The sequence below is a fragment of the Rhodopseudomonas sp. BR0C11 genome (assembly GCF_010820945.1).
Lineage (GTDB): Bacteria > Pseudomonadota > Alphaproteobacteria > Rhizobiales > Xanthobacteraceae > Rhodopseudomonas > Rhodopseudomonas palustris_H.
Map to the genome: position 1 here is coordinate 1 of NZ_QTKI01000108.1, position 13,115 is coordinate 13,115.

20 protein-coding genes and 1 pseudogene are annotated in these 13,115 nt (G+C 64.4%); 16 read left to right on the forward strand and 5 right to left on the reverse strand.

The features are described from left to right. Window positions 1–37 precede the first annotated feature (37 nt). Entirely contained in the window at window positions 38–820 is a 783-nt protein-coding gene (locus DYI24_RS10920; RefSeq protein WP_164572307.1) for a patatin-like phospholipase family protein, read from the forward strand. Window positions 821–995: 175 nt separating this feature from the next. On the opposite strand, the gene DYI24_RS10925 is transcribed toward DYI24_RS10920, so the two are convergent. Continuing rightward, window positions 996–1,781 (reverse strand): SDR family NAD(P)-dependent oxidoreductase, encoded by a 786-nt coding sequence (locus DYI24_RS10925; RefSeq protein WP_164572308.1) that lies wholly within the window; start codon window positions 1,779–1,781, stop codon window positions 996–998. Window positions 1,782–1,897: 116 nt separating this feature from the next. Between DYI24_RS10925 and DYI24_RS10930 the strand changes: the two genes are divergently transcribed. Next, window positions 1,898–2,635, forward strand: coding sequence for a DUF72 domain-containing protein (locus DYI24_RS10930; RefSeq protein WP_164572318.1), 738 nt, complete (start codon window positions 1,898–1,900; stop codon window positions 2,633–2,635). Window positions 2,636–2,639: 4 nt separating this feature from the next. On the opposite strand, the gene DYI24_RS28550 is transcribed toward DYI24_RS10930, so the two are convergent. After that, window positions 2,640–2,762: a hypothetical protein gene (locus DYI24_RS28550; protein ID WP_283810850.1), complete on the reverse strand. Its 123-nt coding sequence runs from the start codon at window positions 2,760–2,762 to the stop codon at window positions 2,640–2,642. Window positions 2,763–2,869: 107 nt separating this feature from the next. On the opposite strand from DYI24_RS28550, the gene DYI24_RS28045 reads away from it, so the two are divergent. Together DYI24_RS28045 and DYI24_RS10935 are read left to right on the forward strand one after the other, a co-directional pair. Next, complete coding sequence (locus DYI24_RS28045) at window positions 2,870–3,043, forward strand: hypothetical protein (RefSeq protein ID WP_205523472.1); 174 nt, start codon at window positions 2,870–2,872, stop codon at window positions 3,041–3,043. Then, window positions 3,044–3,265 carry a hypothetical protein gene (locus DYI24_RS10935; RefSeq protein ID WP_164572305.1) on the forward strand — a complete coding sequence of 74 codons (222 nt, stop codon included), beginning with the start codon at window positions 3,044–3,046 and terminating at the stop codon, window positions 3,263–3,265. It abuts the gene before it with no gap. A gap of 90 nt (window positions 3,266–3,355) precedes the next feature. On the opposite strand, the gene DYI24_RS28300 is transcribed toward DYI24_RS10935, so the two are convergent. After that, window positions 3,356–3,571 carry a hypothetical protein gene (locus DYI24_RS28300; protein WP_246701226.1) on the reverse strand — a complete coding sequence of 72 codons (216 nt, stop codon included), beginning with the start codon at window positions 3,569–3,571 and terminating at the stop codon, window positions 3,356–3,358. Window positions 3,572–3,610: 39 nt separating this feature from the next. Here DYI24_RS28300 and DYI24_RS10940 point away from each other — a divergent pair, with 39 nt between their 5' ends. Further along, window positions 3,611–4,192: a Crp/Fnr family transcriptional regulator gene (locus DYI24_RS10940; protein WP_246701227.1), complete on the forward strand. Its 582-nt coding sequence runs from the start codon at window positions 3,611–3,613 to the stop codon at window positions 4,190–4,192. Window positions 4,193–4,296: 104 nt separating this feature from the next. Here the strand turns inward: DYI24_RS10940 and DYI24_RS10945 are convergent, their stop codons facing one another. Continuing rightward, a complete protein-coding gene (locus DYI24_RS10945) occupies window positions 4,297–4,581 on the reverse strand; it encodes a hypothetical protein (RefSeq protein WP_164572306.1) in 285 nt (94 codons plus the stop codon). A 181-nt stretch (window positions 4,582–4,762) separates the two neighbouring features. On the opposite strand from DYI24_RS10945, the gene DYI24_RS10950 reads away from it, so the two are divergent. Then, a complete protein-coding gene (locus DYI24_RS10950; protein WP_164572310.1) occupies window positions 4,763–5,638 on the forward strand; it encodes a manganese catalase family protein in 876 nt (291 codons plus the stop codon). A 69-nt stretch (window positions 5,639–5,707) separates the two neighbouring features. Next, window positions 5,708–6,139, forward strand: a complete 432-nt coding sequence (locus tag DYI24_RS10955) for a hypothetical protein (RefSeq protein ID WP_164572311.1) — start codon at window positions 5,708–5,710, stop codon at window positions 6,137–6,139. A gap of 155 nt (window positions 6,140–6,294) precedes the next feature. Here DYI24_RS10955 and DYI24_RS10960 read toward each other — a convergent pair whose 3' ends face one another. Further along, on the reverse strand, window positions 6,295–6,519 hold the full coding sequence (locus DYI24_RS10960) for a hypothetical protein (RefSeq protein WP_107344039.1): 225 nt from the start codon (window positions 6,517–6,519) through the stop codon (window positions 6,295–6,297). Between the two features lie 370 nt (window positions 6,520–6,889). On the opposite strand from DYI24_RS10960, the gene DYI24_RS10965 reads away from it, so the two are divergent. The 9 genes and pseudogenes from DYI24_RS10965 to DYI24_RS10995 all read left to right on the forward strand — a co-directional run bounded on the left by DYI24_RS10965 (window position 6,890) and on the right by DYI24_RS10995 (window position 13,062). Further along, window positions 6,890–7,657: a Crp/Fnr family transcriptional regulator gene (locus tag DYI24_RS10965; RefSeq protein WP_164572312.1), complete on the forward strand. Its 768-nt coding sequence runs from the start codon at window positions 6,890–6,892 to the stop codon at window positions 7,655–7,657. An 8-nt stretch (window positions 7,658–7,665) separates the two neighbouring features. Continuing rightward, window positions 7,666–8,343 carry an HWE histidine kinase domain-containing protein gene (locus tag DYI24_RS10970; protein ID WP_164572313.1) on the forward strand — a complete coding sequence of 226 codons (678 nt, stop codon included), beginning with the start codon at window positions 7,666–7,668 and terminating at the stop codon, window positions 8,341–8,343. Between the two features lie 136 nt (window positions 8,344–8,479). Then, window positions 8,480–8,677, forward strand: a complete 198-nt coding sequence (locus DYI24_RS28050; RefSeq protein ID WP_107344037.1) for a hypothetical protein — start codon at window positions 8,480–8,482, stop codon at window positions 8,675–8,677. A 75-nt stretch (window positions 8,678–8,752) separates the two neighbouring features. Further along, window positions 8,753–9,190 (forward strand): annotated as a pseudogene (locus tag DYI24_RS28635) (GAF domain-containing protein); the annotation flags it as partial. A gap of 108 nt (window positions 9,191–9,298) precedes the next feature. Continuing rightward, on the forward strand, window positions 9,299–10,654 hold the full coding sequence (locus tag DYI24_RS10975) for a sensor histidine kinase (protein WP_349627766.1): 1,356 nt from the start codon (window positions 9,299–9,301) through the stop codon (window positions 10,652–10,654). Continuing rightward, window positions 10,651–11,019: a response regulator gene (locus DYI24_RS10980; RefSeq protein ID WP_107344035.1), complete on the forward strand. Its 369-nt coding sequence runs from the start codon at window positions 10,651–10,653 to the stop codon at window positions 11,017–11,019. Before DYI24_RS10975 ends, DYI24_RS10980 begins: the two co-directional genes overlap by 4 nt. Before the next feature lie 67 nt (window positions 11,020–11,086). Beyond that, window positions 11,087–11,947: an SDR family oxidoreductase gene (locus tag DYI24_RS10985; RefSeq protein ID WP_164572315.1), complete on the forward strand. Its 861-nt coding sequence runs from the start codon at window positions 11,087–11,089 to the stop codon at window positions 11,945–11,947. A 200-nt stretch (window positions 11,948–12,147) separates the two neighbouring features. Continuing rightward, window positions 12,148–12,396: a DUF378 domain-containing protein gene (locus DYI24_RS10990; RefSeq protein ID WP_164572316.1), complete on the forward strand. Its 249-nt coding sequence runs from the start codon at window positions 12,148–12,150 to the stop codon at window positions 12,394–12,396. A 12-nt stretch (window positions 12,397–12,408) separates the two neighbouring features. Further along, on the forward strand, window positions 12,409–13,062 hold the full coding sequence (locus DYI24_RS10995; protein WP_164572317.1) for an alpha/beta fold hydrolase: 654 nt from the start codon (window positions 12,409–12,411) through the stop codon (window positions 13,060–13,062). The last annotated feature ends 53 nt before the right edge of the window (window positions 13,063–13,115 follow it).

Consider the following 13,115-nt stretch of genomic DNA (forward strand, 5'->3'; position numbering starts at 1 on the left):
GACCCGCACTGAACCCACTTGGTCGCCACTCCCGCATTTGGAAGGCTGGATCAGCGCGGTCACGGCACATCTGATCGGCGATCCGAACCACTTCCATCCGAGGTTGCCGTCAGCATTTGGCTTCCGCAGTCTTTACGATCTCGGACCGATGCGCCGACGGCTCGCGCGGCTGATCGATTTCGGCCGCATCAATGGAGGCGACCTGCGGCTCTCGATCGCCGCCACCGACGTCTGCAGCGGAGATCCGGTGATCTTCGACACCCACCGCGAGCCGATCGCGCTTGACCACCTGATGGCCAGTTGCGGCTTTCTGCCGGAGTTCGCGCCGGTGACGATCGGCGCTCGGACGCTGGTCGACGGCGGGCTGTCGCTAAATGCACCGTTCGATCCGATCCTGGCCGAGTCCGGGGGGCCTCTGCGGCTGTTCGTGCTGGATCTGTATGCACGCGACGATCAGCCGCCCGCCTCGCTGGAAGCGGCGTTCGAGCGCAAGAACGACCTGCTATTTGGCAATCAAACCTACCTGCGTTTAAAGGACAAGATCCGGATCAGGGCACTCGAGCGCAGCGCCGCGGGGGCAGCTGCGTTCCAGGACGAGATTACCCTGTTGAGTTATCGCGCCGGCCCGAACGAACCGGGTCCGGAGAAGAGCTTCAACTTCTCCCGGCGCGCTTTGGCGCAGCGCTGGCAGATCGGGTTCGACGACATGATGGCGGCCCTTGCGCCTAGCGCGCCAGCGATCGACGGACTCCGCGTGATCCGGCGTTCCGTCACGCCTCCTCTGGCTGCAGCGCTGCGGCCGGCCGCGAAACTCCGTTGACGTTGTTGGCTATCCCCCCCGTGCGTCAGCGCCATATCGCCTTGCTGCTCATGTCGGAAGGCGTGCGCGCCGTCACGGTCAGGCGGGTATCTCCGCCCGCACGTTGGTGATTGCCGCCACAAAGCGGCCGGACATCCGCGGGATGCCCGTTTCAATCGCCTCCGTCACGCGCACCTCAACGCTTGGCGCTGCCGGGCTCCGCCATCTTGCGATGCTGGCTCGCCAGCACGCCGGACGGGATCACGTTGGCCGCCGCGGTCTGCAGCTTGTTCTTCCATCCGCTGACGACATCGCCCTCGCCACTCATCATCGCGTCGAAGCCGATCCGGGCGACCTCGCGGGCGTCATCCTTCTCGGCAGTGCCGACCGCAGTATCCAGCATATCGGCGCGGCGGAAGAACTCGGTGTCGGTGGCACCGGGCATCAGGCAGGTGACGGTGACCTCGGTGTCTTTCAGCTCGTCACGTAGCGCGAAGGAGAACGAGTTCAGGAACGACTTGGTGGCGTTGTAGATCGCCTGGAAGCTGCCCGGCGTGAAGCCGGCGATCGAGCCGGTGATCAGGATCCGCCCCGCGTTACGCCGGCGCATCTCGTTGCCGATGCGGTGGACCAGCAGCATCGTGCCGGTGACGTTGGTGTCGATCACCTTGCGGGCTTGCTCGATGTCCTGATCGAGAAACGCGTGTCCGAGCCCGCGGCCGGCATTGGCAATCAAGGCATCGACCGGCCGCCCATTGGTCGCTTCCGCCAGCCGGTCGACGCCCTGCTGGGTCGACAGATCGGCCTGCACCGGCTCGACCGAGACGCCGGCAGCGCGCAGCTCGGCGGCAGCCTTTTCGATCTCTGGCTCATCCGCAGCGATCAGCAGATCGAAGCCTGCTTGGGTGCAGCATTTGGCGAGCTCGAAGCCGATGCCGGTGGAAGCTCCGGTGACGACAGCGAAGGGACGTTGTTCGGTCATGACATGCTCCGATGGTTTCGCGGTCAACCGGCGCCACCATCGCCCGTTCCTCCCCGGCGGTCGGAACCAGGACAGCGGACGCCACTTGTCGCGACGGCAACCTGGAGTACATCGTCTTGGCGCGGATCTTGATCGGCACATCGGGATGGCATTATCAGTCGTGGCGCGGGCCGTTCTTTCCCGACGGCTTTCCGATCAAGCACCAGCTGCAGTACTACGCCAGCCAGCTCGCCACCACCGAGCTGAACGGCGTGTTCTATCGTACCCCGACGCCGGCCGCCGTGCGATCATGGCACGACCAGACCGGCAAGGACTTCGTGTTCGCCTGGAAGGCCTCGAAGTTCATCACGCATTGGAAACGGCTGTCGGAGAAATCCGCCAACAGCCTCGCGCTGATGGAAGAGCGCCTGGCGCTGCTCGGCGATAAGGTCGGCCCGATCCTGTTTCAATTGCCGCCGCAGTTCGAAGTCGACACCGGCCGCCTGCGCGATTTCGTGCCGATGCTGTCGGCGGGGCGGCGCTACACCTTCGAATTCCGCCATCCGAGCTGGTACACGCCGGAGGTGGTCAGGCTGCTGCGGGATGCCAACATCGCGCTGTGTCTCTCCGATCACCACGATGCGCCGGCGCCGTGGCGCCGCACCGCGGATTTCGTTTACATCCGGGGACACGGTCCGGGCGGCCGTTACAAAGGCCGCTATTCCGCCACAGCCCTCGAAAACTGGGCCAAGCGGGCCGCAGGCTGGAAGCGCGCGGGCTACGACGTGTATGTCTATTTCGACAATGACCAGAAGAGCGCTGCACCGGGTGACGCGCTGCGGCTTCAGGCGATGGTGAAAGCCAATCGGCCCTGAGAGCTCAGCCGAATACGCCCAACAGCCAGGCCACGATGGCGATCAGCGGAATCACGGCGACGGCAATCATCAGCAGTGGAGCGGGTTCATTGCCAATGCGTTTGGCTTTACGTTTGTCGTCTTCCATGTGTCCCTAAGTGCTGACGCGGGCGGTTGTTCCTGTGGCCGAGCGAGTTCAGCACCCTTGAGGAACGCCTCCCATCGCCTCGCGTTCACCGCGCAGGAGGACCAGCAATGACCAAGCGACCACCAATTCCGCCGGACAATCGCAGCCCCAAGGGCTCCGGCGCGGATCCCGCTTCGGCGCCGCACGATGATCACGGCGTCCGCGATGTCGATGTCACGCACGGCGAGCGCGACAACATCGAACAGAACACCCACAACCAAGGCTGTCAGCAGGATCGCTGATTGGCCCTCTCATTGAGGAGTCCGTCAATTTCAAACCGCACTCGCCTGACGCATCCGACCGACACGCCGATCAACGGTCGCGAACCGTCGTTCAGTGAGGACGATATTGCTCGGGAAGAACTCGGCTCGACCACCGACGGAAGTCAGCAGGAGCGCGATCGGATGACGCCACAGCGTGCGAAGAAGACGCCGCGGAACGACGACCCCGGCCATACGGCTTGAGTCGTTTTGTCTCTTCGCACGGCCCGCCTCGCGTCGGCCCGGTCAATATCGCTCTATATCCTATGATAAAGACTGCGGGCTCACGGCTCGCTACTCTGCACTGCCGTGATCGTCAGTGAGAGTGAACCGCCGATGCGAACTGGCTTCGCATTCACCAATTTGGCCAATCGTCTCACCAGTCTTGCGGAGCTGTCCGACCAGGACCTCGAACTGCTTGCCGGTATGCCGGCCACCATTCGGCATCTCAAGCCGCACGAACGCCTCCGCCAGGGTGAACGCTCCGACGATTGTTGCGTCGTGCTGCAAGGCTATTTGTGCTGGCGCGAAGGCGACCGCGGAGATGCGTTGATCACGTCGATCCACGTGCCCGGCGACGTACCGGATTTACACACGATCCTGGCACCGAGCCGGCAGGCGACGCTGAACGCACTTGGCCCCGCCGTGGTGGCGCTGGTGCCGCATGCCTTCTTTCGGTCGATCGCGGGGCAGAGTCGCCAGGTGGCGCATGCTCTGGCGATGCTGGCGCTCGCGGACGTCTCAGCGCTGCGAAACTGGGTGGTCAATCTCGGCGCCCGCGACTCGCTCACGCGCGTCACGCATTTGCTGTGCGAGATCGCCACGCGGCTGCAAGCGGTCGGCCAAGCGCGCGACTACTGCTTCCCTTCGCCGTTCACACAGTCGGATCTTGCCGCGGCTTGCGGCATCTCGGCGGTTCACGCCAACCGCATCATTCAGGATCTGCGCCACAGCGCGTGGTTGCATTGGCGATCGAAGACGATCACCATCACCAATTGGGATGCGCTCGTGCAAGTTTCCGGATTCACCCCGGACTATCTGCATCTCCGCCGCGTCCCGCACATCGAACGGTCCTGCGAAACCATCCCCCATCGGATCGCCGATCGCGGCGATCGAATCGCGACTCTTTAGCGCGCTTCATCGATGGCTGCCGTATGCCGTCGGTCGTGTTTGCGACCCAAGCTCTGATACGTGCGGCGCGCAATCAAGCCAGTGTCCCTACCGCCTGCTGTGTCCTACTGCGGCGATTGCTCGGTACGCGGATGGCGCTCGTGCAGCAGCTTGGCGAGCTCATTCCGCTGCTCCGGCGCGTTTCGCATCGCGATTTCGAAGATCGCCTCCTGCAGATCGCGCGGCAAGTCGCCCCACACTTCCAGCACCGCGCCGCCGAGCTGATCGCGGAACAGCGCCTCGGGGTTCTGTTGCTCCCTCTGCTCCTGCTGCGCGAGCTGCCGGTCGATCGTCTCTCGCGATCCTTCGGCCGGCTGTTTGTCGAACGGGCTCTTGATGGTGTCCTCCACCGCAATCCTCCCTGGTGATGATCACCACCAATCAATGGCTGCATCCAACGTTCCCGATCAGCGGACGATCAGCAGGTGTTCAATTAGGAACGATGGTCCGGACGATCGGTTGGCCGACCAGCTGACAACGAGCCTCGATGCGGCTCGCGCCGGACTTCCCAGAGCTCGAAAGGACAACTCGATGTACTACCATGACAAGCGGCTGCAGTATCCTGTCCGTGTCGAGAAGCCCGATCCTCTTTTCGCCCGACAGCTTCAGCAGGCGATTGGCGGCATCGAGGGTGAGATCCGGGTTTGCTTGCAGTACTTCTTCCAAGCCTGGGGCGCACGCGCGCCGAACAACAAGTATCGCGACCTGCTGCTCAATACCGCGACCGAGGAGATGGGGCACGTCGAGATGCTGGCGACCGCGGTCGCACTGAACCTCGAAGATGCGGCGCTGAGCGCGCAGGAGCAAGGCGCCGCCGACAAGGTGGTCGGCGCGGTGATGGGCGGCGAAAGCACGCGCCAAGTGCTCGAAGGCATGATGCAACGCCATCTGCTCTCGACCGGCCTCGCGGCCTTCCCGGCTAATGCCGACGGCGTGCCGTTCGACTGCTCGCACATCTACGCCAGCGGCAACATCGCCGCCGATATGTATTGCAACGTCGCCGCCGAAGCCACCGGGCGGACGCTGGCGGTGCGGCTGTTCAACTCCACCTCCGATCCCGGCATGCGGGACATGCTGCACTTCATGATCGCGCGCGACACCATGCATCAGCAACAATGGCTTGCGGTGATCGAGGAACTCGGCGGCACCGCGGCGTTGCCGATCCCGAACAGCTTCGATCAACGCCAGGAGCATCAGCGCTTCAGCTACTTCATGATGGGCACCTCGCGCGACGGCACGCCGCCGCCGGAGGGACGGTTCTCCACCGGCCCCTCGATGGATGGCCGCGGCGAGTTCTACGCCGGTCATTTCGAACCACTGGGAGAAGAACCGGTGCTCGGCCCGGCCCGTCCACTCTCCGGCGCGCAGAGCGAACAGATCAACTCCAAGGCGCTTGCCGCTGAATGACCATCAGCCGGTGAGCGCGGTGCCCCGCGCTCACCGGCTCATCCTCGTGAGTTCTATTGGATAGATCACATGAACGATCGAAGAAGGCGATCCGGCAACCGCGACCTGGGCGGCAACCAGCGCATGATGCTGGTTGCGGCCGTCGTCGCCGCAGTGCTGTTTCTCGGCGTGCTCGGCTGGTCGTTTCTCGATAATCCACTCGGCCGCGCGCCCGGCAGTGCGGGCGGCTCGGCGGGCGGTGACGTCACTACGCTTCCCAGTAAGCAAGCACAGCGCTCCGGCGAAAGCGCGGTCGGCAAAAACGACCCCGGCGGCCAGCCCGGTCCAGCGGGCGAGCGCCAACGCGCGATCAAAGGTTCAGCCCAGCCGCTATGGCTGTCGGACGATCAGCGCCGCCACGTCAGCAGCATCATCGCCGGCCAGTCGGATCTGCAGCGCGCCGATCAGGCGCGCTTCGAACTGATGATCGGCGTCCTGGTCCCGGAGGCAGATTACACTTAGCGATCTGCCGCCGGTAACGGGTATTGGGGCGATCAGTGTCTGATGGTGTCGGACCGGCTGGCGATCATCGACCGGCAGACCCGCCGTATCGTGGCGCTGGTGCCGCTGGCTGCTTGATGGGGCATACAGCGGATTACAAAACCGCTGCGCGCCCGTCAGTCGGCGCTGGGGGCCTCTTCGGGCGGGCGCCGCAACGCGCGCCGGCCAGCTGCTTCGAAGTCGCCGAGGGTGCGGCGCCCCTCGCGCGCGCAGGTCAGGATTGCTTCCGCCACCCGCGCCCGGACGGCGTGGTCCTCACCGTCAGGCAACGTCCCGCAAATCCGCTCAAGAGCGACCGTCATGTTGGCGACGGTCCGGCTGTCGAAATCGTCTTCGATCATCACTCTCTCGGCCCAAATGCGCTAGGCGGCTGGTGGAACGGACGCTGAGAAGAAGTCCACAGGATTGATTGGCAGCATAGTATCGGTCTCCGGCCAGCGTCTCTAACTTAGGTGAAACCCCGCCGACGCCAGAACCGAAGCTCAAGCAGTGGTATGGCCAGGCACGCGAGGGAACCAATTCGCCGAGGGCGTGTTGCGATGCAGTCGTCCCGTGGTGTGAGCTTCCCGAGGATCTGTGCGATACCGCGCCATGGCGATGGTGTTCCGATGTGCTCGTGCCGGTGATTGCAGGGGTCGAATTATTTGATCAAAATGTTAGAGCGCGGGTTTCGACATCGCCCTGATGGAGCCATTCGTAAAAGGTGTACCGATGGTTCACCCGTTTCTGCGTAAGCTCCGACACGGAGCACGACTGACCAAGGAGCACGAGGAGACCCTCCTCCGGCTGACGCAGGTGGCCCGCACCCTCGGCGCCCGCGAAGATGTCGTGCCGCTGGGCGGACAGCCGCGCTATCTGCCGCTGGTGGTCGACGGCTGGGCCTGCCGCTACACGACGCTGGAGAACGGCCGCCGCCAGATCATCTCGCTGTTCCTCCCCGGCGACCTTTGTGAGCCGTTCGGCGTGCTTCCCCGTTTCATGGACCATGCCATTGGCACGCTGACGCCTTGCGTGATCGCGCAGGTCCGCACGGATGCGATCCGTAGCGTGGCGCAGCTCGGCCCCCGGATCGAAGAAGCGCTGTGGTGGGACCTGCTGGTCGCCTCCGCGATCGAGCGCGAACACCTCGTCAGCCTCGGGCGCCGCAGCGCCACCGAACGGCTCGGACACCTGTTCTGTGAGCTGCATCTGCGGCTGGGGATGATCGGCCTCGTAGATGGCGACGAGCTCTCCTACGACATGCCGATCACCCAGGCCGATCTCGGCGATCTGCTCGGCTTGTCGATGGTGCATATCAACCGCTCGCTGCAAGAGCTGAGAAAAACCGGCATGATTTCACTGCGGGGTCGCCGCTTGACGATTCACAACCTCGAAGGCTTGCGCGAATTGTCGTTCTTCGACGACGGCTACCTGCATCTGTTCGGCCCGCTGTCGCTGCTGAATGCCGACACCCCCGACATCAGCCAGACTTCGCTGTGAGCATGCGCATGCCGATCGACGACACCAACAGCCGGATCGCTGAACTTGAAGCGGACAACCGCCGCCTGCGGCGCCTGCTGGACCAACGTGACGCCCCGGGCGAGCTGCGGCACCGCCTGCGCAGCACCATGGCCATGCTGCGCACGATCATCCGCAAGTCGGCCGGCGCCCGCCGCGATCTCGATTCCTATGTCGGTCATCTGGAGGACCGGCTTGACGCGCTGATGCGTGCCCAGGCCGTTGCCGACGAACAGGGCGCGATCGACTTCCACAAGCTGCTGGCCGACGAATTGCTGCACTATCAGGTTCGTGACGGCGAGCGCGCCACCTTCGCCGGGCCCGACCTGCATCTGCAGGCCCGCGCCGGCCAGGTGCTCGCACTCGCCGTGCACGAACTGGCGGTGAACGCCGTCGAGCACGGCGCCCTCGGCGGTAACGGCAGCATCGCGATCTCCTGGACCGTCGACGGCGACGGCACAGCCCCGCTGCTGACCTTCGTCTGGAAAGAAACTGATACCGCGGCTGTTCCCCAGCCATCCCACAACGGCTTCGGCACCGAGGTGCTGACCCGCACGCTTGGATACGAACTCAAGGCCGAGACCGACCTCGCGTTCGAGCCGGACGGGTTTCGCTGCACCATCCGGTTTCCCTTGTCGGAACGGATCGGGCGGCGCGGCGCAAACTGAGAATTGTCAAGTAGTCTTGACAATTTCACGCCCGGTTGGCGCCGTTGTGCGCCCTCTTTTGCGGTTCAATTAGCATAGGTGAATGCATCCAGGATGCTCCGCTCCTAGCCTGATCCCAACGACGAAAGGGATCTGCGTGAAGAAGCGTCGCAACCGAACCAAGCAGCATCTGTCGCTCGAGCAACGGCTGTCGGTGTTTTCCGACCGCTGGAAGCAAGAAGCCGAAGAGAGCGGCGATCACGAAGCTCACGAGAACTGGGAACGCCGGGCACGGTCGATGGAGGCTGCGCTTGGAATCATCGCTTGGCTAGAATCCCGCGAAGCGCGCCGCTGACCGCACGGTGAATCGGCCCAGGAACGCCTGCTCCCTCGCGGGGTTGAAGGCGCCGATTCTCACCGGAGTCCGGCGATGGACGATCACCAACAATGGCGAAAGCGGCAGCGGCTCCTGGCCGACTTCGGTGAGTTTGCGCTTCGCAATGAAAATCTCACCGACGTCCTGACCGAAGCCTGCCGCCTCGTCGGCGACGCCCTCGGCACTCATCGGGCGAAAGTTCTGGAAATCGAAAAACGTACCCAGAGCCTGTTCGTGCGCGCCGGCGTCGGCTGGGACGCCGGCATCGTCGGCAACCTTCGCCTGCCGATGCGCGAACTCACGTCCGAGACGTTCTCGATCGAGGCCGGCGTGCCCGTCACAAGCCGCGATGTCCGGACCGAGGCGAGGTTCGAGCTGCCAGCCTTCCTGAAGGCCGCGGGCGTCGTCGCGCTTGCCAATGTGCCGATCTTTCTGCCGGGCGGCCGCCCTTATGGCCTGCTCCAGGTCGACAGCCGCAACCCCCGCGACTTTTCGCAGGATGACGTGGAATTCCTTCGCACCTACTCCACCATCCTCGGCCCGGTGATCGATCGTCTCAACAAAGTGCGCGCGCTCCGTGAAGCCGAAGAACGGTTCCGGGTGATCGTCGAAGCCGCCCACGACTATGCGATCTTCACCACCGATGCGGTCGATCGGATCATCGACTGGCTGCCCGGGGCCGAAGCGGTGTTCGGATGGACGGCTGAAGAAGCCAAAGGCCGATCAGCCAACATGTTGTTCACACCGGAGGACCGGGCCCGCGGCGAGGATGTCAAGGAGATCGAGACCGCCCGGCGTGAAGGCGCGGCGCCGAACGTCCGCTGGCACGTCCACAAGGACGGCTCACGTGTGTTCATCGAGGGCAGCGTCACCAGCGTTCGGGGGCCGGACGGACAAGTCCACGGCTTCCTCAAGATCGGTCAGGACGTCACTGAACGTCGCCGCAATGAAGAACGGATTCGCGAGAGCGAGACCCGGCTGCGCGCCGTGATCGAGGGCATTCCGCAGCTGGTCTGGCAGGCAGCGCTGGATGGCAGTTGGATCTGGTCGAGCCCGCAGTGGAGCGAGTTCACCGGGCTGCCGACCGAGCGGAGCGTTGGCTTCGGTTGGCAGGACGCCGTGCATCCGGACGATCGGCCCCTGGCGCTGAAGGCGTGGTCGGAGGCCCACGAAGCCGGGGCATTCAAGACCGAGTACCGGATTCGGCATGGCCACACCGACAACTATCGCTGGTTCGCGATCAGGGCAGCGCCGGTGCGCGACACCGCCGGCGAAATTCTGAGCTGGCTCGGAACGTCCACCGACATCGACACCCTGCGCCGGATGCAGCAGCGGCAGGAAGTGATGGTGACCGAGCTTCAGCACCGCACTCGAAATCTGATCGCTGTCGTGCAGTCAATCGCTGGGCAGACGATGTCGACCAGCCGGACGATGGAACAGTTTCAATCGCAGTTTAACGACCGGCTGGCGGCGCTCGCCCGCGTCCAGGGGCTGCTGTCACGCTCAGCGCAGGAACCAATTACCATCGCCACACTTGTGCGGGTAGCGCTGGATGCCTTGGGCGCGATCGACCGAACCCGCGTCACGATCAGCGGCCCCAACGTGCCGCTGCGCAATTCGAGCGTTCAGACCCTGGCGCTGGCGCTGCACGAACTGGCGACCAATGCCCGCGAATACGGCGCTCTGGCGATCCTGACCGGGCGACTGGACGTCATCTGGCAGGTTCGCATGCTCCCATCCGGCCGCCAGCTCGAACTGGTCTGGATCGAACACGGCCGCAGCCCGGAACAACCCGACACCCAGGGCGAGCAGACCGGCGGTTATGGACGCAGACTGATCGAACGCGCACTGCCCTACGCGCTGAGCGCGACCACCACATTCGAGTTGAGAGACACCGGCGTGCGATGCACGATCAGCCTTCCTCTCGATACGACCGAAGCGGAGCAGGCGCCATGAGCAGTCCATCCTCAGCCCTGTCCGGCCGGCGTATTCTCCTGGTCGAGGACGAGTACTTCATCGCCGACGACATGGTGCGCAAGTTCGAGGAAAGCGGCGCAGAGGTGGTGGGCCCGTTTTCGCGAGTCGAGGACGCGATGGCTGCCCTTTCATCGAACCCGCATCTCGACGGCGCGGTGCTCGACATCAATCTGCAAGGCAGGATGGTCTTCCCGCTCGCCGACGAACTCACCGCGCGCGGCGTGCGGTTCGTGTTCGCGACCGGCTATGACCACCACACCATTCCGCCGCGGTTCGATCACATCGTCCGATGCGAGAAGCCGGCGGATCCCGAAACGGTGATCAGCGCGCTGTTCGATACCTGACCGATCGGCTCCGCCAAGGAACAGCCACGCTCCCCCGCGGTTAGCGCTGCGACATGAGGAGCAGCCGATGACGCAGACTTATCCGGAGCCGCCCTACCCGAGCCAGCGCCAATCGATGCCGGGCTCGACCGACAAGATGACGCCCCGTCCTGATCATGGCGAACACAGCTACAAGGGCTCAGGCAAGCTGACCGGAAAGGTCGCGATCATCACCGGTGGCGACAGCGGCATCGGACGTGCGGTCGCGATCGCCTACGCCCGCGAGGGTGCCGACCTGCTGATCGCCTATCTGAACGAGGACGAAGACGCGCAGCAGGTCAAGACGCTGGTCGAGGCCGAAGGTCGCAAGGCCGTACTCGTGGCCGGCGATATCAGCCAGCCGGATCATTGCCGCCAATTAGTTGACCGCGCCGTCAAGGAACTCGGCGGCATCGACATCCTGGTCAACAATGCCGCGCATCAGGCCACCTTCAACGATATCGGCGACATCAGCGACGAAGAGTGGCAGACCACGTTTGCAGTCAACATCCACGCGATGTTCTATCTGACCAAAGCCGCGGTGCCGCACATGAAGCCGGGCAGCGCGATCATCAACACCGCGTCGGTCAATTCCGATATGCCGAACCCGATCCTGCTGGCCTACGCCACGACCAAGGGCGCGATCCAGAACTTCACCGGCGGCCTGGCGCAGATGCTCGCCGACAAAGGCATCCGCGCCAATGCGGTCGCCCCCGGCCCGATCTGGACGCCCCTCATTCCATCAACGATGCCCGAGGACTCGGTGAAGAACTTCGGCAAACAGGTCCCGCTCGGCCGCGCCGGCCAGCCCGCCGAACTCGCCACCGCCTATGTGATGCTGGCCGATCCGCTGTCCAGCTACACATCCGGCACAACAGTGGCGGTGACCGGCGGCAAGCCCTTCATCTAAGACGGCAACGCCGCAGCTCGGCGTCATCGCCTCCGCACCACCTGAGGAATCCGAAGGGCTTTCGTCATTGCGAACTAAACGAAGCCGACCTGGCCTCGATAGAGCCCGACGTTCCTAGTAAGCATGGACAGCGCGGCGCTTCGCTTTAGGAACGCGCCTCTCTCCGCACTGTTGGATCACCAACATTAACGGAGAAAACCATGCGCATCATCAACGCCCTGACGCTTCTGCTGATCATCATCGGCGGCTTGAACTGGGGCCTCGTCGGCCTGTTCGATTTCGATCTCGTTACCGCCATTCTCGGTAACGGCGCGAACGAGACAGCAACCTCGTCAGCCGCCGCGCGGATCGTCTACATCCTGGTGGCGCTGTCGGCGCTGTACCAGGTCGTGTCGCTGTCCCGCCTGCTGTCGTCGCGCGGCGCGTCCTACGGCACCAGCACCTACTGACGGACGACTGCCATGGCGCGCGCAGATCTGTTTCGCCGGATCGTCGGCAACGACCCGAACGGGGCGATCTACTTCCTGCCATGGCGGACCAGCTTCACGACTGCGCTCGACTTCGGTCTGGTCGGACTGCGGCAATGGCGGCTCTGCTACGAGCTACCTGCCGCAGTGGTCGCCGCCAACCCGGACGTTTGCGCGCGCGCCAATCGCGCCGTGATCGAGGATGCCGCCGATCAGATCGAGCGTCGGCGCCCGCCGGTGCTGGTCGGCCTCAGCATGGGATCGGTGCCGGCGACGCTGCTGGCCGGCCGCTATCGCACGCCGCTGTGGAGCTTCGCCTCGGCCGATCGCGGCGACCTGATGATCTGGCAAAGTCCCGCGGCGCGACCGGTGCGCCGCGAGGCCGAAGCGGCCGGCGTCACGCTCGGTGATTTCACCCGCGCGCTACGTGGCCTCCACCCGATCGAATGGCTCGATCGGATCGATCCGGCCAGCCGGTTCTCGGTCGGCAGCTTCGATCGCTACGTTCCACGGGCCCGCAGGCGGGCCCTGGTCAAGCGCGCCGCGGCGACGGTGCCGATCGACAACGTAGTGTTCGAGCCGCTCGGCCATTTCGGCGTCATGGCACTCAGCCGGTGGCGGCAGAACCAATGGCTCCGTCAGGCGTAGGTTTGTTGCGGGCGGGGAACGCCCAGCAACAGCGGAGACGATGATCATGGATC